The sequence below is a fragment of the Candidatus Macondimonas diazotrophica genome, from assembly GCF_004684205.1.
Taxonomy (GTDB): Bacteria; Pseudomonadota; Gammaproteobacteria; order UBA5335; family UBA5335; genus Macondimonas; species Macondimonas diazotrophica.
The window spans coordinates 158,394-177,448 of record NZ_SRIO01000004.1 but is presented as its reverse complement, the minus strand read 5'-3'; the positions used below and the strand labels follow the sequence as shown (position 1 = coordinate 177,448).

At 66.0% G+C, this 19,055-nt stretch carries 17 protein-coding genes; 5 read left to right on the top strand and 12 right to left on the bottom strand.

Translation table 11 applies throughout. From position 1 onward, the window contains the following. Positions 1-5: 5 nt before the first annotated feature. From cas1c to E4680_RS04675, 9 genes are all read right to left on the bottom strand, one after another. Entirely contained in the window at positions 6-1,040 is a 1,035-nt protein-coding gene (gene cas1c, locus E4680_RS04715) for a type I-C CRISPR-associated endonuclease Cas1c (RefSeq protein WP_135281237.1), read from the bottom strand. 5 nt (positions 1,041-1,045) lie between these two features. Beyond that, the gene (gene cas4 / locus E4680_RS04710) at positions 1,046-1,675 is read right to left on the bottom strand and encodes a CRISPR-associated protein Cas4 (protein WP_135281236.1); all 630 of its coding nucleotides are present in this window, start codon (positions 1,673-1,675) and stop codon (positions 1,046-1,048) included. 3 nt (positions 1,676-1,678) lie between these two features. Continuing rightward, positions 1,679-1,921, bottom strand: a complete 243-nt coding sequence (locus E4680_RS04705) for a type II toxin-antitoxin system HicA family toxin (protein WP_135281235.1) — start codon at positions 1,919-1,921, stop codon at positions 1,679-1,681. After that, positions 1,918-2,124, bottom strand: coding sequence for a 2-oxoisovalerate dehydrogenase (locus E4680_RS04700; RefSeq protein WP_135281234.1), 207 nt, complete (start codon positions 2,122-2,124; stop codon positions 1,918-1,920). Before E4680_RS04700 ends, E4680_RS04705 begins: the two co-directional genes overlap by 4 nt. A gap of 23 nt (positions 2,125-2,147) precedes the next feature. Next, positions 2,148-3,029: a type I-C CRISPR-associated protein Cas7/Csd2 gene (gene cas7c / locus E4680_RS04695; RefSeq protein WP_135281233.1), complete on the bottom strand. Its 882-nt coding sequence runs from the start codon at positions 3,027-3,029 to the stop codon at positions 2,148-2,150. Beyond that, positions 3,026-4,807 (bottom strand): type I-C CRISPR-associated protein Cas8c/Csd1, encoded by a 1,782-nt coding sequence (cas8c, locus tag E4680_RS04690; RefSeq protein ID WP_135281232.1) that lies wholly within the window; start codon positions 4,805-4,807, stop codon positions 3,026-3,028. The genes cas7c and cas8c overlap by 4 nt, the downstream gene beginning before the upstream one ends. Beyond that, entirely contained in the window at positions 4,804-5,469 is a 666-nt protein-coding gene (gene cas5c / locus E4680_RS04685; protein ID WP_135281231.1) for a type I-C CRISPR-associated protein Cas5c, read from the bottom strand. The genes cas8c and cas5c overlap by 4 nt, the downstream gene beginning before the upstream one ends. A gap of 349 nt (positions 5,470-5,818) precedes the next feature. After that, entirely contained in the window at positions 5,819-8,101 is a 2,283-nt protein-coding gene (cas3, locus tag E4680_RS04680) for a CRISPR-associated helicase Cas3' (protein WP_135281230.1), read from the bottom strand. Between the two features lie 121 nt (positions 8,102-8,222). Next, positions 8,223-8,924, bottom strand: coding sequence for an SRPBCC family protein (locus E4680_RS04675; RefSeq protein ID WP_135281229.1), 702 nt, complete (start codon positions 8,922-8,924; stop codon positions 8,223-8,225). 92 nt (positions 8,925-9,016) lie between these two features. Between E4680_RS04675 and E4680_RS04670 the strand changes: the two genes are divergently transcribed. From E4680_RS04670 to E4680_RS04655, 4 genes are all read left to right on the top strand, one after another. Beyond that, positions 9,017-10,072, top strand: a complete 1,056-nt coding sequence (locus tag E4680_RS04670; RefSeq protein WP_135281228.1) for a saccharopine dehydrogenase family protein — start codon at positions 9,017-9,019, stop codon at positions 10,070-10,072. Between the two features lie 23 nt (positions 10,073-10,095). Further along, positions 10,096-10,440, top strand: a complete 345-nt coding sequence (locus E4680_RS04665; protein WP_135281227.1) for a VOC family protein — start codon at positions 10,096-10,098, stop codon at positions 10,438-10,440. Positions 10,441-10,537: 97 nt separating this feature from the next. After that, the gene (locus E4680_RS04660) at positions 10,538-11,515 is read left to right on the top strand and encodes a malate dehydrogenase (protein ID WP_135281226.1); all 978 of its coding nucleotides are present in this window, start codon (positions 10,538-10,540) and stop codon (positions 11,513-11,515) included. Positions 11,516-11,794: 279 nt separating this feature from the next. After that, entirely contained in the window at positions 11,795-12,247 is a 453-nt protein-coding gene (locus tag E4680_RS04655) for a hypothetical protein (RefSeq protein WP_135281225.1), read from the top strand. A gap of 41 nt (positions 12,248-12,288) precedes the next feature. On the opposite strand, the gene E4680_RS04650 is transcribed toward E4680_RS04655, so the two are convergent. After that, positions 12,289-16,527, bottom strand: coding sequence for a DEAD/DEAH box helicase (locus E4680_RS04650; protein WP_167792384.1), 4,239 nt, complete (start codon positions 16,525-16,527; stop codon positions 12,289-12,291). Between the two features lie 93 nt (positions 16,528-16,620). On the opposite strand from E4680_RS04650, the gene ttcA reads away from it, so the two are divergent. Continuing rightward, on the top strand, positions 16,621-17,538 hold the full coding sequence (gene ttcA / locus E4680_RS04645; RefSeq protein ID WP_135281223.1) for a tRNA 2-thiocytidine(32) synthetase TtcA: 918 nt from the start codon (positions 16,621-16,623) through the stop codon (positions 17,536-17,538). 27 nt (positions 17,539-17,565) lie between these two features. Here the strand turns inward: ttcA and gluQRS are convergent, their stop codons facing one another. Both gluQRS and dksA read right to left on the bottom strand, forming a co-directional pair. Further along, complete coding sequence (gluQRS, locus tag E4680_RS04640; RefSeq protein WP_276605612.1) at positions 17,566-18,492, bottom strand: tRNA glutamyl-Q(34) synthetase GluQRS; 927 nt, start codon at positions 18,490-18,492, stop codon at positions 17,566-17,568. 29 nt (positions 18,493-18,521) lie between these two features. Further along, positions 18,522-18,974: an RNA polymerase-binding protein DksA gene (dksA, locus tag E4680_RS04635; protein ID WP_135281221.1), complete on the bottom strand. Its 453-nt coding sequence runs from the start codon at positions 18,972-18,974 to the stop codon at positions 18,522-18,524. Positions 18,975-19,055 lie beyond the last annotated feature (81 nt).

Here is a 19,055-nt window from a genome sequence, read left to right as displayed (position 1 = left end):
AGTTCCTATTTCGGCAGGTACGGCAGATAGCCGTCCATTTCGCCACGCACGGTGCGCGCCATCAGCCGCGCCTGCACGAAGGGGACGATGCCGATCGACACCTTGATGCCAAGCAGCGGGTGGGTGATTTCCTCCTGCTTGCGCTCCTGCCAGGCGGTGACGACGGCGCGGCGGCCGTTGTCGCGCAGCATCACCGCGCCACCTTCGCGTTCATCAAAATCCCTGGGACCGAGCTGGCCGCGGTTGATGAGGGTGAGCGCCAGTCGATCAGCCAGCACGGCGCGAAATTCCTCCTGCAGGTCCAGCGCCAGCGCGGCGCGGCCGGGGCGCACCGCGTGCAGATAGCCGAGTTGGGGATCAAGGCCGACAGTTTCCAGCGCCGAGCGGCAGTCGTTCATCAGCATGGAATAGAGGAACGACAGCAGCGCGTTGAAGCGATCGAGCGGCGGCCGGCGGGTGCGGCCGTTGAGCGCGAAGTGCTCGCGCGCCTGCGGTTTGACGACCAGATTCAGCGCCGCGAAATAGCCGCGCGCAGCTTCGCCCTCCACGCCGCGCAGGGTGTCGAGATCGCGTGCTTGCGCCAGGGCGCGCAGCGACGCGGCGAGGTTGTCCGCCGCGCGCGTAAGCTGCGCCTGCTCTGCGGCATCCGCAGCCTCACGCGCCGCGCGCAGCAGCAGGCTGCGGCTGTTCCTGAGCTTGCCGGCGATGACGGCGCGGGCAAATTCGAGTGCAAACGCACCATCCGCCGCGCTGCGATGGTGTGCCTGACGCAGCAGGATGTTGCCCGACACCGGCCCTTCGAGCCGCGCCTTGAAGCGGCCGCTGCCGTCCAGCAGTACCACCGATTTGCCCTCGTCGGCCATGCGGTGCATCAGTGCCGGCGAAACCAGCACGTTGCCGAAGCAGACCAGGCTGCCCAGGTGATGCAGCGGCACCTGCAGGCGCTTTTCGCGCTCCACGTCGATGCGCAGCGTGTTGTTCTCCAGGTGCGCGTAGGCGTTTGGCGTCATCACGTAGAGCGTGTTTTGCAGGGTGTACACGGCGGCTACCCTTCGTCGGTGGCGCTGAACAGCTCGGCACGCAGTTCGCGTTGCACGTTCTGCCCCGCCAGCGCCGCCGGTTGGCAGATCTCGATCAGCGAGCACTCACGGCAGCGCGCGTCGTTCACCGGTGGCGGCAGGCGGCCGCTCGCCAGCATCGTGCGGATTGCCCCGGCGGTCTCGACCACCAGCGCCCGCAGCGCCGGGGTGATCTCCACCTCGCGCCGGCGGCGGCTCGAGGCGTGGTAGATCGCACCGTGCGTGACCGGCCGGCCGAGCATCTCTTCAAGGCACAGCGCCTGGGCGGCGAGCTGCACGTCGTCGTGGCGCTTCTGGCGCCGCCGGCCGTGCTTGAACTCGACCGGAAAAATGCGTCCGTTGGAGTGGAACTCGACCAGATCGGCCTTGCCGATCAGGCCAAACTGATCGGACCACAGTGGCAGCGCGCGCTCCACCTTCACTCCAGCCTGCATCTCGTAGCCGGGCGTGTCCACCAGCCGATGCACCGCGTTGCCGCGCGCGGTGTGGAGGTTGTCGGCGAACGCCTGCTCAAGATGAATCAACCCGCACTGGCGCGGGCAGTAGCACCAGTGCTGGAGGGCGGAGAGAGGAATGGGGTCGCCGTCCTCGCGCACAGCTCACTCCACGAGGCGCGACAGCAGCTCATCCCGGTCGAGGCCGTGATGAGCAGCGACGGCGTCCAGGACGGCCGCAAGGGTTCCCACGCGCAGCGGATCGTGGCGTGGCACCGGGACGTGATGTTCACCGCGCAGTTGGCTGGTTGGGCGCATGTGGTTGCCGGTCTGGCGCGTGATGCCATACCCGAGCCTGGCCAGGCGCCGGACCAGTTCCGCACCGGTGAGGTCACGCGGCAGTCTCACGCGGCGATGACCTCCTCGCGCGAGATGTGCAGGCGGATCAGGCTCGGGCATTGGCCGGGCTCTAAATGACAGCGCACCGCGTCCCGCACCTGGGCGCGCAACTGCTCCAGGTCGTCGGCCTCGGTGAAGATGTCCGCGCCGACGGCGCGGGCGAGGTAGCCGCCCTCCGGGGCCTGTTCGACAATGACGTGAAGTTCGCTCATCGGTATCGCTCCGGTATCGGCTCTCAACAAGGCTGCATCAGGGTCACGCCATTCGGCAGGTCGTCCGCCGCGACGCTCACCGCATAATCCGCAAACGAGCGCGGTACTTCCACCCCCATATTGCGCTGCACCTGCACCCGCTCGAACAGCGCATGCGCGGGCGCATTGCCAAGCTCCGAATCGTGCTGGAACACGTACAGCCCGCGCGTGGTCATCTCGCCGCGCGCGGCGGAGCGGTCGTGCTCGAACATCTGGCACAGCGCCTGCCAGAACAGCGTGAGATCGTCATCGGAAAAGCCGGTCTGCTTGGCGAGAAAAGCCGACACGAAGCCGTGTGCCCGGTACAGGCCATAGGGCACGGTGTGCTTGCGGCCCATGGTGCGGTTGTCGCCTTCCTGCTTTTCGGCTTCCGCCTCGGTGGCGACGGCCATGCGCGTGATGGAATGTTCCGAAGCGACGATGGGATCGACCGAGCGCGCGAAGGTGAGCTGGATCGGCCCGCGCACCTGGCCGCAGTTGATGCCGGTGGACATCACGGCGCCGAAGGTGCGCACGTCGAAGAAGTTGCGGCACATCCAGGTGCGGGCGTCATCCACGGCATCGCCGCCCTTGCGCTTTTTGTCGTCGCCGACGAGCAGGTCTTCCCGGCCGATGCCGATATACGCCCGCTTGTGCTGGTTGTTGAGGATGGCCTTTTCCTTCACGTAAATCTCGTACGGCGGCTGCTCGCCGTTCACCAGCCCGACGAAATTGCGCACCTTGCGCTTGAGCGCCACGTCAGTCACCAGACCATGGCCGGTTTCGGCATCCAAACGCGGCAGGTTGCCGGCGTCCGGGTCGCCATTGGGGTTGCCGTCCTTCACGTCGAACAGCAGGACGAAGTCATAACGATGGGCAAGGCTCATGCGGGTTCTCCCTGAGTGGCTTCACTTTCTGTGGATTCGGCGGCGCGTTTGGTGAAAAAGCTCTGGCGCTGGTGGTAATAGCCGAGCGCGAAGCGGCCTTGATCGGGCAGGGACAGTTGGCGCGGAAAGTCGCTGACCTTCGGTTCGGCGACGGTCCCGCATATCTCCCCCAAGAGGCGTTCGAAGTAGCCTGCGTATTCCGGCGCGAGCTGCTTGGCATGGCTCACTTTCAAACGCAATAGCGTCATGAACACGGCAACCGGCGCAGTGGACGCGGCGCCGAAGTACCGATCGCGAATGGTGCTGTTGAGCTTCCTCGGCTTCGCTGCTTCTTCTTGAATACGCTCCAGTACGGCGAACATTCGGCCGAGCCGATAGGGCACGTCGGTTTGATCCATGTCGAGGTTCTCCTTGAACTCGCTGTGGTCGAGGGGCAGGTCGGAATGGCGGCGCCGGTGGTCTCGGTTGAGCCAGCCCTTGATGGCGGCGGCTCGCGGATAGCTCACCTGCTGCTCGGCGCGGCAGCGCTGTACGGCGGCGTTGAGCAGGGTGGCGGGATAGGGCAGGCCTTCGAGGATGGCGCGCATCACCTCGCCGCCGAGATTGGGCGGGATGTTGTCGGCCTTGCCCTGCACGGCGGTCGCGGTAAGCAGACGGAACAGCGACAGGTGCTCCGGGTCGCGCGGCGAACGCGCCACGGCGATGTCGTCGAAGTGCCGCCGGATGCGCCGCGCCAGTTCGATGGCCGGCGCGGTGTCCCAGAAGCGCACGGCAATACGCGCCGCGTTAGGTGCAAGACCCAGCACGTAAAAGCGGGTGTCGTCGCTGCCCACGGCGAAACGCCCGGTCTCGACGGCACGGTAGAGCGCGCGCAGTGCGTCGGTGCCACGGTCCGGGTCGTCCTTGGGCGGCTCGCCGAACAGGTCCGGCAAGGCAGTTTCGAGTTCGTGCGGCACTTCGGCCCAGAATACCGTCGAGGTGTCGCCCACCTGGATGCGCTGCGACGATCCCTTGGCCAGTAGGTGATTGAGGGCAGTGGTGTAGGCAAAGGCCGCGGCCTTGCCCACTGGCGCATTGGCGCCCTGGCTCTTGCCGTAGGAATTGAAGGCGTCGAGGTTGAAGGAAACGATGTTGGCGCCCGAGCTTTGCGCACCCCACACGCCCTTGATGGCAGCGTGCAGGCGCTCCGGCGCGGCCTGCTCGCCACTGACGAGGCAGATCACGGTGGCCTCGTCCTCCGGCTCGTCCCCTGCCAACACGGTCACCGCCGGACGCTGGCAGACCAGTTCCACATCGCCGTGCCGGCGCAGGCTCAGCAACGGGTTAGTGACCTTGATCTCCTCCCACACGGGACTGGTAGCAAGTGCATCGATGTCGATGCCATCGAGAAACGCCCGCACGGCGACAATGCCCGCATCCGCCTGTGCCTCGGCCGGCAGCGCGTCGATGCGGGCGCGAAAGGCGGCGTGCTGCGCGGCCACCCGCTCCGGCTTGCCGCGGGTGTCAATGCCGAGCACGTACTCGGCGGTGTCCCAGAGCAGATTGGCCGCGACGCCGGAGGTTTTTTTGACTGCCTTGGGCACCAGAAAGCGCTGGGCGGTTTTCTTTTTGCCCTCACCGCTGCGAGTGTCGAGGATCTGTACCAGCCGGCCCTCGCCGTCGATTTCGAGGATGAAGGGAATCTCCTTCTCCTCGAAGCCGTAGGCCGGAAGGCGCCCGGCCGGGTCAGGGTCGGCCTGTTTGCGCCGGTAGTAGTCGGCGAGCGCCTGCAGAATCATGCGCACACCTCCGCGTCATCGAAGTCCGGCACCGCCACCACGCCGTCCGTCATCTGCGCGCGGAAAAAGCGCGGCACCGGATCGGCCGGATTGAGGAAGTCGAGGTCGTGCAGCATGAAGCCCAGATCGCGCGTCTCAGCGATGGGCGCGGGTTCGGCGGCCGGGTCCGACACCAGCCGGAACGCGGCCGCGAACTCCCGGCAGCCGAGGTAAGGCTGGTTCACGCACTGGCCCCTGCCGGCGCGGCGCTCGAACATCTCGCGGTATTTGACGAGCTTCTCGCCCGGCGGCGCGTTGGGCTGCAGGGTCATTTCCGCGTGCAGGCGGTAGGCCACGTCGCGCAGAAAAAGACCGGCGCGCTGCTGGCGCTCGTCCTCTATGTAGAGCCCGAGATCGCCGCTACCGGCGCGCATGGCGGTCTCCACGTTGCGCGTGGAGACCACACCCGCCACCTCGTTGCGGCGCAGGTTGATCCAGCGGATGGGGGTGAGCAACTCGATGCGCCGGACCCGCCAGCGAATGGCCGGCTTCCACAAAATGGCCTCGAACACAGCCCGCGCCGAGGAGGGCGTGATGAGGTCGTAACTCACGCGCTCGACCTTCATCTCCGGGCGGGTGAAGCAGGCGAAATCGCCGCGGACTTCGAGGCAGTAGGTATTCATGTCGTTCTCTCCCTGTGGCGCCTCACCGAAACCACCATACGAACGTTACAGCCAAGGCGAGTGCGCAAAGCACATAGAAGCGGTCTGGCGGCAGCTCGGTCAGGAGTAGCCTCAGTTCGCGCAAGAAGCCAACCATCCATTCCATACCGCACCGCCCAAGCCGAAGGGACGGCGCAACATTAATTTATTTCCAAGATCGGTTCAATACAGGTAATATGCTGTCGTCCTAGCTTGGACGCGGATTGAAACCAAGATCGGCTAAATACGGTTCTTAATGGGGGGCGCAAGCCCCCCACAATTTCAAAGACCGCATAGCGTGTCTGTTCGTCTATTGGTTTCCATCCTCGGCTCAGCCAGCAACGATCCACGCGCTTGTGGGTGCCGCAACATCGCCGGTCAACAGCCCCAGCACCGGGTGGTAAAGCACATCGCTCACCTGCACGAAGAGGCCCGGCAGCAACTCCTCAATATCGCCCTGCGCCAGCAAACGCTCGGCGTCGCGCTGGGGAATGCTCACGGTGTAGCGCTGCAAGGCGCGCAGCAACCAGCGCGCGCTGCCGTCGCGGCGCAGTTGCGCGAGGCGCTGATCAACGGTGGCGTCCTGCCCGTCCGGCCCGCGGTAGAGGACGACGACGCTGGCCTGATCGGCTTCGTCGATCAGGCGGAATTTTTCGGCGGCGGTGCGGAAGTTCACCGCCAGCGTCTTGCCATCCACGGTGAGCAGCTTCTCGATGCCGTGCTTGTCCAGCTCGCACTGGTAATAGAGCTGGCGGAAGTAGCGCTCGAACAGCGTGCGGTCGAGCGGATCGCCGGCGTGGCCGTGCAGCACGCTGCGGCAGGCGCCCTCGCCCTTGGCGAGCAGGCCCGGCGGCGCCGCGTCGGGCGGCACGAACACCACCACTTCGCCTAACTCCGGCAACCGGCCTTCGCGGTTGCAGCGCCCGGCGGCTTGGGCGATAGAGTCGAGTCCGGCCAGTGCCCTATAGACGACTGGGAAGTCGAGATCGACGCCGGCCTCGACGAGCTGGGTGCTGACCACGCGCGTAGGGTCGCCGGCCTTGAGCCGCGCCTTGATGGTGGCGATGACGTCCGCCCGATGCGCGCCGCACATCAGCGCCGACAGGTGCAGCGTGTCCTTGGGCAGCACGGCGTGCAGCACAGCGGCGTGACGGCGGGTATTGACGATCGCCAGGACGCTTTCGTGCGCTACAAGTTCGGCAGCCAGATCCTCCCACGCGGTGCACGCTTGCCAGTTGGCCGGCAGGCGCACGCGCACGCGCTGCAGGTCCCGGTACAGCTCGTCCGGTATTGCGACATGCGGGCCGCCCTGCATCAACTCGCGCACGTCATCGAGCCCGGCGATGCTCTTTTGCGGATCGAAGTATTCCTGCCGGGCGAGTGCCGGCTGCGTGGCGGTGCTGAGCACCACGGTCACGCCGTAGTGGCGGGTGAGCAGGTTCAGCACGCCGAGGATCGGCTTCAAAAACTCTGGCGGCAGCAGTTGTGCCTCATCGAGCACCACCACGCTACCCACGATGTTGTGCAGCTTACGGCAGCGGCTGGTGTGCGCGGCGAACAGCGATTCGAAAAACTGGACGCTGGTGGTGACGACGATGGGTGCATCCCAGTTCTCGCAGGCCAGGCGGCTGCGCAGGTTCTCGCGTCCAGGGTCGGATTCGGCGTTGCTATGGTGCTCGACGACAGCCTCGCCGAAGATGCCGCGGAACACGTCCGCAGTCTGCTCGATGATGCTGGTGTAGGGGATGACGTAGATGATCCGCCGCTGGCCGTGCGCGAGCGCGTGGTCGAGCGCGAAGGCCATCGAGGCCAGCGTCTTGCCCCCGCCGGTGGGCACGGTGAGCGAGAAGATGCCAGGCTTTTCTGGTGCCTTGTCGCGGCACTGGGCGAGGATGCGGGCGCGCAGGCGGTTGACGGGCGTGTTCTGCGCATCCGCCGCGAGCCGGGCCATGTGGGCATCGAACGCCCCGCGCAGCGTCGCCAAATCCGGCCAGGCGCCGCGCGCGGCGGCCTTGCCTTCATCCATGAAGGCTTCGGTGTCGAGGAAGTCGGCATCCACCAGCGCCGAGAACAGCATCCGCAGCCACAGCGCGAAGCCAGCCGAACCGCCTGGCACGGTGCGCAGATCCGGGGCGAAGTCGCCATGGTCGAGAATTGGCGGTGCCGCCGCCGCCAACGCTTCGGCGAGCTCGGTACGACCGGCGTCCGAGCCAAGCCGCATTTCCAGGCTGCTTGAATCGGAATGCCAGTCGTACAGTCCGGCATGGTGGCTCGCGATCAGATAGGCCAGCACCCGGCCGGGCGTGCCGAAACGCTCGCAGGCGAGCAAGGCACCGGCGGTGGAGTGCGACACCCGCCCGGCGCCGCCCTCGATATGGGCGTTCTCAGCCTCGGTACCGCTGGCCGCGCGCAGATAACGCTGAAATCCCGGCCGATACTTTCCGAGGTCGTGCCACAGACCGGCCAGATACGCCCAATCCTGTCCGCCGAAGGCCTCCGCATGGTCGGCCGCGCGGCGGGCGACGTCCCGCAGATGCTCATCGAGGAGATGCTCCCGGATACCGAAGCAATCCCCATGGATATGCGCGAGACGTGCACCGCATTCTGTTGCCATCGTTCGCCTGCGTGGGCCGTGATCCTTTGATCATCGGCCTGCCGATCAGCGGCTTTACAGTCTCACGCTGCGAAATGGCCGCCACCACCCTAGACCCTGGAGTTCCGATGCAATACACGCGTCAGGAAGCGGATGCCCTCCGCTCGACGGATATGGCTGACTTCAAGGTCGGGGCCAGCAATTCCTTGAGCTTGGGCGACACCGCAGCGGGTCGATATTGCGGCTCCTGGACGACCTTGCCCATCTTGAGCATCTGCTCATGGGGAGTGTTGTACACCATGCGCTTGATCAACCAGTTGGGCACCGGAACGCTTGGTTTCATGAACATGACGCTGATCACTTTCGTCCGTTGCGGACCCGCCGGACGCAGGATCCACTCGCCGTTCATGGCGCCGAGGGCACTGGTGGTCCCCGGGGGCTGCAGATCCGGTCGTTCCTTGTACTTGTAGACGACCTGCTCCGGCTCGGCATAGAGCACGGCTTCGATTACGTTGTCGCTGGCAGGCAGCGGCCATGGCGGCTCGGCATGGACCTGAAGAATCCAGGTTCGATCATTGGGGTGGTCTTTCAGTTTCATCGATTTGATCATCTCGCTGCGCCAACGGGTCGCAGCGTCGTAATCGACGATCAGTGCCATGACGCTGGCGAGCGGCACATCGAGCGTGGTTTCGGCCTTCACCTCGATGCTTCCGTCGGCGGCATCGCGCGAATAGACCCGAACACCGTCCGCATCCTTGCCCAGATGCCACTCAGCCGCGTTCGCCGCCCACGGCAAGCTCAAAAGGAAGATCCAACCGATCAAGAAGTGTATGGTGCGCTTCATCTCTCACTATCCTTTGCAAGACGCGCGACAGTTTGACGCTTCCGTGTCGCGCACATCAATCCGACGTCATCCGAGGACACCGAGGGAACCCGATGAGTCCGCATATTCTGCTCTATGGCGCCAACGGTTATACCGCTGGACTGATTTTAGACCGGGCCCGAGAAGCCGGGGTTCCCTTGATCGTTGCTGGACGCAACGCCGCTGCGGTAAGTCATATCGCCGCGGAATACGGTTGTGCCGCACGAATTTTCGACTTGGATGATCCGCACACGGTCGCCGCGAATCTAAACGATGTCGGCGTGGTGCTCAACGCCGCCGGCCCCTTCGTCCACACCGCCGAACCACTCGCCCGTGCGTGCCTGCAAGCCGGGGTCCACTACCTCGACATCACCGGTGAAATTCCCGTTTTCGACGCCTTGATGGCGTTGGACGGACCGGCCCGGGAAGCCGGCATCCTGCTGATGCCGGGTGTCGGATTCGATGTGGTGCCGACCGACTGTCTGGCCGCCCATCTCAAACGCGCACTACCCGAGGCGAGCCATCTGGCATTGGCCTTCCGCGGCCTGAACCGGCTGTCCCGCGGTACCGCCCGAACAGCCATCGAACTGGGCCACGAGGCGGGCTGGATTCGGCGCGACGGCGCGCTGCAACGCGTGCCGCTGGCTCACAAGTGTCGCACCCTCGACCTCGGTGAAGAGTCAGTCGAGGCCATGACCATCCCCTGGGGCGATGTCGCCACCGCCTGGCACACAACCGGCATCCCCAATATCGAGACCTACCTCATCCTGCCGCCTGCGGCGATCCGGTGGATCCGACGTGGGGCGCGACTGCAGGGTCTGCTGCGCTTTGCGGCGCTCCGGCAAGTGCTTCAGGCCCTCATCCAGCGCACCCTCGTCGGGCCGGACTCCCAAGCCCGGGCACGCGAAATGACGGTCTGCTGGGGCGAGGCGTGCGACACAGCGGGCCATTGCGTCCACGCCCGGCTGACCTTGCCCAATGCCTACACGCTCACTGCCTGGACCGCGCTCGAGATCGCCCAACGCGTGCTCGCCGGCGAATGCCCGCCTGGCTACGCCACGCCCGCCGGATGCTTTGGGCCGGACTTCATCCTTGCCTTCCCAGGCGCCACGCGCGTCGACCTGCCGTGACCGCACGCGCCTGGATCTCGCACGTGGAATGGCACTGCCGGGATGCCACGGCAGTGTCCACCTTCCTGGGTGAACTGTTCGGCTGGACCTTCATCCACCATGGGCAACGCTATCGGGAGACGAGCCCTGAACACGGCCCGAGGATCGGCCTGCTTCAGGTCTCCGACCGGCCGGCAGGCGAAACACAACAGGCGTTCATCGCCATCGAGAATCTCGATGAGGTCCTGGTGCGTGTGCCCGCGCTGGGCGGTGCGATCGCGCAGACAGCGGTGGATATCCCGGATTATGGCCGCTACGCGCGGATCCGGGCGCCCGATGGGACGGTTCTGGGCTTGTTCGAGCCGGTCGTCTCCATGTCGCCCACCTGAATTTTGTTACACTAGCCGCCTTTTACGGCCTGTGCCGGAACGTTTTTGATCGACGCCGGTGAATACACTGGTATCCGCGAACCCTACGGAGTCTTCCATGAAAAAACCTGTACGCGTCGCAGTAACCGGCGCCGCTGGCCAGATCGGTTACGCACTGAACTTCCGCATCGCCTCGGGCGCCATGCTGGGCCCCGATCAGCCCGTGATCCTGCAGCTTCTGGAAGTCCCGCAAGCTCAGGAAGCGCTGAAAGGCGTGGTCATGGAGCTGAACGACTGTGCGTTTCCGCTGCTGACCGACGTGATCGCCACCGATCGACCCGAGGAAGCCTTCAAGGACGCCGATTATGCGCTGTTGGTCGGTGCCCGCCCCCGCGGCCCGGGCATGGAGCGCAAGGATCTTCTGGAAGCCAATGCGCAGATTTTCTCGGTCCAGGGCAAGGCCATGGATCAGCACGCCAGCCGCGATATCCGTGTGCTGGTGGTCGGCAACCCGGCCAACACCAACGCCCTGATCGCCGCCAGCAACGCCAAGAGCCTGGACCGGCGCCAGTTCACCGCCATGACCCGGCTGGACCACAATCGCGCGTTGTATCAGATCGCCGCCAAGCTGGGCAAGCACGTGAACGACGTGCGCCGGGTGACAATCTGGGGCAACCATTCCTCCACCCAGTATCCGGACCTGCACCACACCACCGTCGGCGGAAAGGCCGCACTGGAGCAGGTCGACATGGGCTGGTATGCCGATGAATTCATCCCGATCGTGCAGCAGCGCGGTGCCGCCATCATCAAGGCCCGCGGCTCGTCGTCGGCCGCATCGGCCGCGTCCGCCGCGATCGACCACATGCGCACCTGGGCGCTGGGCAGCGCCGAAGGCGACTGGGTCAGCATGGGCATCCCCTCCGATGGCAGCTATGGCATTCCCGAAGGCGTGGTGTACTCCTACCCCGTGATCTGCAAGAACGGGCAATACGAGATCGTTCAGGGCCTCGAAATCAACGGTTTCAGCCGCGAGCGCATGGATGCAACCTATCAGGAGCTGAAAGAGGAACGCGACGGCGTCGCCGCCTTGTTGTGACGACATCCGACCCGCTCGGTTTCTGAAATCAACGCCGGGGACTCCTCGGCGTTTTTTGTGGTGTGCCCCTGTGCAGCAAACGGTAGCCGCACCGGCGGCCGGAGCGCATTCTCATAGCGACCGGGCATCTTGACGCGGATCATGCCAGGGGACGGCTCTGGATGTGAACATCATCTGCAGACGGCGAACGGGTCGCCGGATCCAGCACATCGCCCACGGCTGCGATGCGATCGGCGCTCCGCCACGCCTGCGATGCCTGACCATACAGAGGAGAACACGATGGACCTTGAAAAGTTCTACCAGGCCATCCGCAATGAGCTGCGCCTGACCAATTATCTCGCGCATCAGGACGGTGATGCGGTCAATGTCGGTGAAACCTTCACAGTGCGCTTCCAGTTATGGAACGATGCATCGGCAGCCTTGGGGCCCCACCTGGCCCAGATCGTCTTCACCAACCTCCGGCTGACGGTACGCGGCACCGAATTCGCCACACCGTTGCAAAACGGCGAACCTGTTGAAGTAGCGACCTTCTCGTTTTCAGACAGCCATCTGCCCGGCGAGGAAAGTACCACCGTCGATGTCGAGTTCCAGGCCGTCAAGAATATGGGTGGATTGGAAGACCTGCTTGCCCGGGAAGAAGTTGCCGTTGTGACGCTCGAGGCCGATCTCGATCTTGCGCAGTATTTCCGGGTTCGGATGGTGCGCGCCGTTCACGAAGAAATCTCGCCCTGATCCCTCCGCGCTCGCTCAGTCGCCGGGCGCCGGGATCGGCGCTATGATCCCGGCGCCCGGTGCAACGATCCGGCGGCTTCACCCGATGGATCGACCTGCCCATCGCGGTAATACACATGCCGCCCCGGAAAAGCCGGAACACGCTCGCCGGGCGTGAGAATGCCGGCAAGGTTCAAGGGATCGGCGGCAGACAGTATCCGCGGCTCGCCCCGCCCGGGTTGCCGCGCCAGCGTGCGCAGCAGCCCAACCGCCTCGGGCCGTGCGAACTGCTCGCCGGAAAAGCCCGCGACGAAGCGTCCGCCCAGCACCTCGCCCTGCGCTTCCAGGCGCCAGAACACGTACAGCAGTTCACGCCAGGGCGGCAACGGCGCCTCCCGCGCGATCAGCGCCTTGAACACCACCCCGTAGCGGCGCAGCAGGGTTCGGGCGATGGCCTCCAGGGTCTCGAGCGTATGCGTCGGGAAACGCACCGGGGTGCCCGCGGTTGCCGCGAGCGGCCGCAACCGTGACCAGCGCCCGGCCTGCGCCAATGCGCTCGCGCGCGTGGCACGCCGTCCACCACCAAACCCGCGCCGGCGTGTGCCCCCATGCGACGATCGACGGAACGCAGCAAAGCCGTCCGCCGTGATCAAGCCCCACCCCACGAGTTCGGTCAGCGCCAGATCGACATGGCTCGGGAGCATGCCGCATTCGGCGACCAGTTCTTCGTGAAAAAGCGCGCCGCCGGTATCCAGTGCGGCCAGGATCGTCTGTGCAGTGCCGGACAGCGGTATCGCAGCCGGATCGGGCATCGGTGCAACGGCGCGCCACGTGCGCCATTGTCCGCGCGGAATCAGGGTCAGCGGAATCTGGCCCAGGCTGCCCCCGCGAAAGCGCGGCCGGTCAGCCGTATCGGAACCCACCGGTGGCGACAGACGCAACCAGAGGTAGCGGCCCTGCGCCAGCACAGCATCGAGATCCGTCGGGGCAAACCCCTTGACGCGGGCCGGCAGGAGCTCGCGTTCCCAGACCGGTGCGGGCGCCGACCAGCCGGCCAGATGGTCCAGTGCCGCACACAAGGCATCCGGGCCCTGAGGCGGTGCATCCAGGCCCTGCCATTGAAACAGAAACCGCTGGAAATCGGCCGCGCCGACGGCCTCCTGCTGCGCGCGCTGCCGCTGCAGGCTGGCGCGTTGCAAGCGCGCCAGGACACGCCGTTCGCACCACTGTGACGACTCCAGCGTGGTAAAGCGCCCGGCCATGACTTCACCCCGTGCGGCCAAGGCTTCGAGCGCCGATTCCACCGCCGCCGACGCGATCGCCAAAGACTCGGCGAGTTCGGCAGCGCTCAGGGGACCGCAGCTTGCCAGGCGGTCGAGCAGGATGCGTTGCAGGGCGGCCGCGGCGCGCTTGGTTGATCCCTCGGACGCCTGGCTGGCGGACCGCACTTCGGCCAGCCGTTCCCGCGCCACCCACAGCGCGACGCCGGGCCCCGGGTTGACGGCTTGCGCCCGCCCGGCCTGGCACAGGGCGTCGAACCACGTTCCAGCCTCAAGATGAGCAGCAGCGCCCTCTTGGGCGGTGAGAAAACCGCAGACCTCGAGCGCATCAAGCAGTTCCTCGGCGTCCCGCGGCGCAGGCCGGATCTGATCCCGAACGGCCGCAACCACGGCCGCGTCGAACACGTTCGGCACGGCAGCCTCGGCCCAGGCTGCACTGCGGGTGGAAATGGCGCGCGTGCGCCGTTCCTCGGCCTCGCCATCATCCAAAAACGCATAGGGCTTGGCGTTGATCACCGCCTCAGCCAAGGGAGACGGCCCGGGGAGATCGCGCCCGCTCACCTGGACGGCGCCGGATTCGAGGCCTTTCAGCAAGCGCTCCAGTCCGTCTGCATCCATGACTTCATCCAGGCAATCCCGCAAGGCCTGCCGAACCAGTGGATGATCGGGAATCTCGCGCTCCCCCTGGATGTTCTCCAGACAGGCCAGCTGATCGGGAAAGATCAGCGCAATGAGATCCTCGGCGTCCTGTCGCTGAAATTGGGGTGGCCGCCGCCGGCTGCCTTGGCGGCGTGCGATAGCCAGCGCGGTGGTAGCCACCCAGCGCCAGCGCGCCGGAAAGAACGGTGCATCCAGCAGCGCCTGGACGAGTACGCCGCGCGCTGTACGTGAATGCAGATACCGTGGCACATCGAGCAACGCGAACTGGTGCGTCGGTCCCAGCGACAGCAGCAAACTGTCTTCCAGCGCCGCGGCCTGCAGCTCGAAATTGAACTGGCGACAGAAGCGTTTGCGCAACGCGAGTCCGAAGGCGCGGTTGACGCGGGCGCCCAAGGGACTGTGGATGACGAGATGCGGATCGCCCACCTCGTCGACAAAGCGTTCCAGAATCAGGTGATCATGGGTCGGCAGCGCGCCCAGGGCCGCATGCGCCGCGCCGAGGTATTGCGCCAGTTGATCGGCTGCCGGCAGGGACAGTGCATAGTCGCGCGCCAAGAGGGTCCGCGCTGCTTCGACCCCGCCCGCGGCCAGCGCCGTCTGGGTCGCCGCGTTCAAATCCGAAACGGCCTCGGACAAGGCATCGCTCCGACCCGGCGCCTCGCCCAGCCAGAATGGAATGCCCGGTGGCACCGCTCCGGCATCGCTGACCTGCACCCGGTCGGTCTCCACACGCAGGATGCGGTAGGCGCGATTGCCGAGCTGGAAGATGTCGCCCGCCATGCTTTCGAAGGCAAAGTCTTCGTTCACCGTGCCGACGCGCACCCCCTCGGGCTGGAGCATGACGTCATAGTCGAACAGATCGGGGATAGCGCCGCCGTTCAGCAGGGCGCTCAGGCGCGCGCCGCGGCGCGGCCGCAACATCCCGCTGACGTGATCGCGAAACAGGTGCGCGCCGCGTCGGCCGCGCCGGGTGTCCACCCCGTTGGCGAGAAACTCGGCGAGCTGATCGAACGTCGCTCGATCGAGCGCCCGGTACGGCCAGGCGGCCGCGAGCTGCGTCCACAGCGCCGCCTCGGTGATCTCACCACGCGCAGCCACCTCCGCCACCATCTGCTGTGCCAGCACGTCCAGCGCCCCGGGCGGAATCGACAGCCGGTCGAGCGCGCCGTCGCGCACCGCACGCAGCAGCGCCGTGCATTCGAGCAGGTCATCCCGGCTCAGCGGAAACAGCCGGCCCTTTGGGGTGCGCCCCACCCCGTGGCCGGAACGGCCGACGCGCTGCAGCAGCGCGTTGATGCTGCGCGGCGAGCCCATCTGGCAGACGAGATCGATCTCGCCGATGTCGATGCCGAGTTCAAGCGACGCCGTCGCCACCAGCACGCGCAGGGTCCCGGCCTTCAGGCGCGTCTCGGCGGCCAGACGATGCTCGCGTGCCAGGCTGCCGTGATGGGCGGCGACCTGATCGCGGCCCAGCCGATCGGCCAGTTGGCGCGCCAGACGCTCGCACTGCCGCCGCGTGTTGACGAAAACCAGCGTGGTGCGATGGGCCAGCGCGCGCTGCGCCAGGCGGTCGTAGAGTTCGTCCCAGACCTCGTTCGACATGACCGCTTCGAGTGGTGCATCCGGCAACTCCAAGGCCAGGTCCCACTGCCGGCGATGACCCGCATCCACGATCGCGCACCCGGTGGCGCGGCCCGTCAGGAACGCCGCGACGGCAGTGAGCGGCTGCGCGGTGGCAGAAAGGCCGACGCGCTGCGCGCGCTGGCCCGTCAGGGCGTCGAGCCGCGCCAGCGACAGGGCGAGATGTGCGCCGCGCTTGGTGCCGGCCAGTGCATGGATCTCATCGACGATGACCGTCCGCACCGTGCGCAGCATGCGCCTGCCGGACGCGCTGGTCAGCAGCAGATAGAGTGACTCGGGTGTGGTCACGACGATGTGCGGCGGGGTGCGAACCATGCGCTGACGCTCGCCGGCCGGCGTGTCGCCGGTGCGCACCCAAGTCCGGATCGCGACCTCGGGACTCCCCCCGGCACGCAGCAGATCGGCAATACCGGCCAGCGGCGGCTGCAAGTTCTTGTCGATGTCATTGGACAGCGCGCGCAGCGGCGAGACATAGAGCACGCGGGTCTCGTCGGGTAGTCCGTCCGCCAGTGCTTCGCGCACCAGCGTGTCGATCGCTGCCAGAAAGGCGGTCAGCGTCTTGCCCGAGCCGGTCGGGGCACTGATGAGGGTGTCGCAACCGGCGGCGATGCGTGGCCACGCCGCGGCCTGTATCGCCGTGGGCGTTCCGATGGCCTGAGTAAACCAGCACCGAAGCGCGGGGTGAAAACGCTCCGGAAACGCATCGGGCTGGACGTTCATCGAATCCTCACTTCGGACAAGGTACGGCTCAGAAGAATTGGACGGGCGGTATACAATGGCGTTCCCCAAGATCGCCGTGCCGAGCCTCGACCCATGTCCATCCCCTCCACCGATGTTTCCCACAACTTCAAGCGCCTCAAAAAACGCTTGCGCCATCAGGTTGGTCAGGCGATCCAGGACTACGGCATGATCGAACCCGGCGACAAGGTCATGGTGTGCCTGTCTGGCGGGAAGGACTCCTACACTCTGCTGGACATCCTGCTTGGATTGCAGCGCAGCGCGCCGGTCGACTTCGAAATCGTGGCGGTGAATCTCGACCAGAAGCAGCCGGGTTTTCCGGAAACGGTGCTGCCGACCTATCTCACCGAACTCGGTGTGCCCTTCCACATCATCGAACAGGATACCTACAGCATCGTCCAGTCGGTGATTCCGGAAGGCAAGACGACGTGCGGACTGTGTTCACGCCTGCGCCGCGGCATCCTCTACCGGTTCGCCGCCGAGCATGGCATCACCAAGATCGCCCTGGGCCATCATCGCGACGATCTGGTCGAAACGCTGTTTCTGAACCTGTTCTTTGGCGGCAAGCTGCAAGCCATGCCGCCCAAGCTCTTGTCCGATGATGGGCGCCATGTGGTCATCCGGCCACTGGCCTACTGCGCCGAAGCCGACATTGCCCGCTATGCGCGCGCCCGCGACTTTCCCATCATCCCGTGCAACCTCTGCGGTTCACAGGAAAACCTGCAGCGCAAGGCAATCAAGCAGATGCTGCAGGATTGGGAGCGGCAGTACCCCGGCCGCACCGATTCGATCTTCGCCGCCCTGCGCAATGTGAGCCCCGCGCATCTGGCCGACCCCACGCTGTTCGACTTCGCAGCCCTGGGGGCAAGCGAAGGCCCGCAAGTCAACTGGCTGGCAAGCGCATCCGCGGTCCGGGGCGGCGGTGAGCCGGACGAACCGCCGGCAGCGGACACGGCCATACCGCTGCGATTCGTCCGCCGCGGCGTCACCTGACACCGATCCGACCGCCGGCGCCCGGGCTCACATCTCGGGGCTGTCCGCGACATTCGGCAAGGGCGGCGCTGGCCAGCCCTGGCCGCGCGGGATCCGCCCCACATCCCAATGCTGGATGGCCCAGCCGAGCAAGGTGTCGCGGCCGAGACGAGGCGCCTCCGGGGGCAGGCTCTGCCCAAGGAAGGCGAGCGCCCGACACAGCAGAGGAACCGGCTCTGCGGCCGCCACCGCCGCCGCGCCCAGCCGTTTGGCCAGCTTGTCGCCCTGCCGGTCGAGCGCCAGCGGCACATGCACATAGGCCGGCGTCGGCAGGCCCAGAAGGCGTTGCAGATGGATCTGGCGTGGAGTCGAGGTGATCAGATCCGCACCGCGCACCACCCGGTCTACCCCCTGGATGGCATCGTCGATGACTACGGCAAGCTGGTAGGTGATGATTCCGTCGGCCCGGCGCAGCACGAAATCGCCGCACAGCGCATCGAGCGCGTGCCGCTGCGGCCCTTGCACCAGATCCGGCCACTCGATGGGCGCCGCCTCCACGCGCACCCGCCATGCGGCGGAGTCCGTTGCCGATCCGGATCGCGTGCGACAGGTACCGGGGTAACGGTAACCCTCAGCACCGGCAAGCCCGGCCTGGGCAATGTCCGAACGGCTGCAGATGCAGGGGTAAAGCCATCCCGCCCGCTCGAGTTGCCTCAGGGCAACGGCGTAGCGTTCGGCGCCATGGCTTTGGTACAGGACGTCGTCATCCCAGTGGAGACCGAAGCGTTCCAGGGTGCGCAGATGGTCACTGGCCATTCCGGGAATGACCCGAGGCCGGTCGAGATCCTCGATGCGGACCCGCCAATGCCCACCTCGAGCGCGCGCATCGAGGAAGCTCGCCAAGGCGGCGACGAGTGATCCGAAATGCAAAGGGCCGGTCGGTGACGGAGCGAAGCGGCCGCACGGGATGGCCACAGCGGGTGCAGCGCAACCGGGTAAGGGGCTCAGCCCCCCATCTGGCGCTCGCGGATCTCGTCGAGCGTCTTGCAGTCCACGCATTGGGTGGCGGTAGGTCGGGCTTCGAGACGGCGGATGCCGATTTCGACGCCGCAGCTTTCGCAATAGCCGTAGTCCCCGGCATCGAGCGCACTCAGGGCTTCGTCGATCTTCTTGAGCAGCTTGCGTTCGCGGTCGCGGGTACGCAGTTCAAGGCTGAAGTCCGATTCCTGGCTGGCGCGATCGTTGGGATCGGGAAAATTGGCCGCCTCGTCCTGCATGTGGTGCAGCGTGCGGTCGACCTCTTCCATCAGCTCCCGTTTCCATGCCTGCAAGATCGCCCGGAAGTGGGCCTGCTGGGCCGGATTCATATACTCCTCACCCTCCCGGATCGGATAGGGCTCGAAGCCCTTCACGGGGGGATGGATGGAAGACTGGCTCGGTTGGTCAGTGGCCGCCATCGCGGTACTCCTCAGCTAATCGCCTGTCCCGGGCCGGGGACAAAAATAAACCGCGATTGTATATCAGAGCCATGCCCGATC

Bases quoted from the DNA above. Each gene is read 5' to 3' on its own strand.
- cas3 (WP_135281230.1), bottom strand. From the start codon at position 8,101: ATGGCAACAGAATGCGGTGCACGTCTCGCGCATATCCATGGGGATTGC.
- dksA (WP_135281221.1), bottom strand. From the start codon at position 18,974: ATGGCGGCCACTGACCAACCGAGCCAGTCTTCCATCCATCCCCCCGTG.
- E4680_RS04650 (WP_167792384.1), bottom strand. From the start codon at position 16,527: ATGAACGTCCAGCCCGATGCGTTTCCGGAGCGTTTTCACCCCGCGCTT.
- E4680_RS04670 (WP_135281228.1), top strand. From the start codon at position 9,017: ATGAGTCCGCATATTCTGCTCTATGGCGCCAACGGTTATACCGCTGGA.
- E4680_RS04675 (WP_135281229.1), bottom strand. From the start codon at position 8,924: ATGAAGCGCACCATACACTTCTTGATCGGTTGGATCTTCCTTTTGAGC.
- E4680_RS04655 (WP_135281225.1), top strand. From the start codon at position 11,795: ATGGACCTTGAAAAGTTCTACCAGGCCATCCGCAATGAGCTGCGCCTG.
- cas5c (WP_135281231.1), bottom strand. From the start codon at position 5,469: ATGAATACCTACTGCCTCGAAGTCCGCGGCGATTTCGCCTGCTTCACC.
- cas7c (WP_135281233.1), bottom strand. From the start codon at position 3,029: ATGAGCCTTGCCCATCGTTATGACTTCGTCCTGCTGTTCGACGTGAAG.
- ttcA (WP_135281223.1), top strand. From the start codon at position 16,621: ATGTCCATCCCCTCCACCGATGTTTCCCACAACTTCAAGCGCCTCAAA.
- E4680_RS04700 (WP_135281234.1), bottom strand. From the start codon at position 2,124: ATGAGCGAACTTCACGTCATTGTCGAACAGGCCCCGGAGGGCGGCTAC.
- cas8c (WP_135281232.1), bottom strand. From the start codon at position 4,807: ATGATTCTGCAGGCGCTCGCCGACTACTACCGGCGCAAACAGGCCGAC.
- E4680_RS04660 (WP_135281226.1), top strand. From the start codon at position 10,538: ATGAAAAAACCTGTACGCGTCGCAGTAACCGGCGCCGCTGGCCAGATC.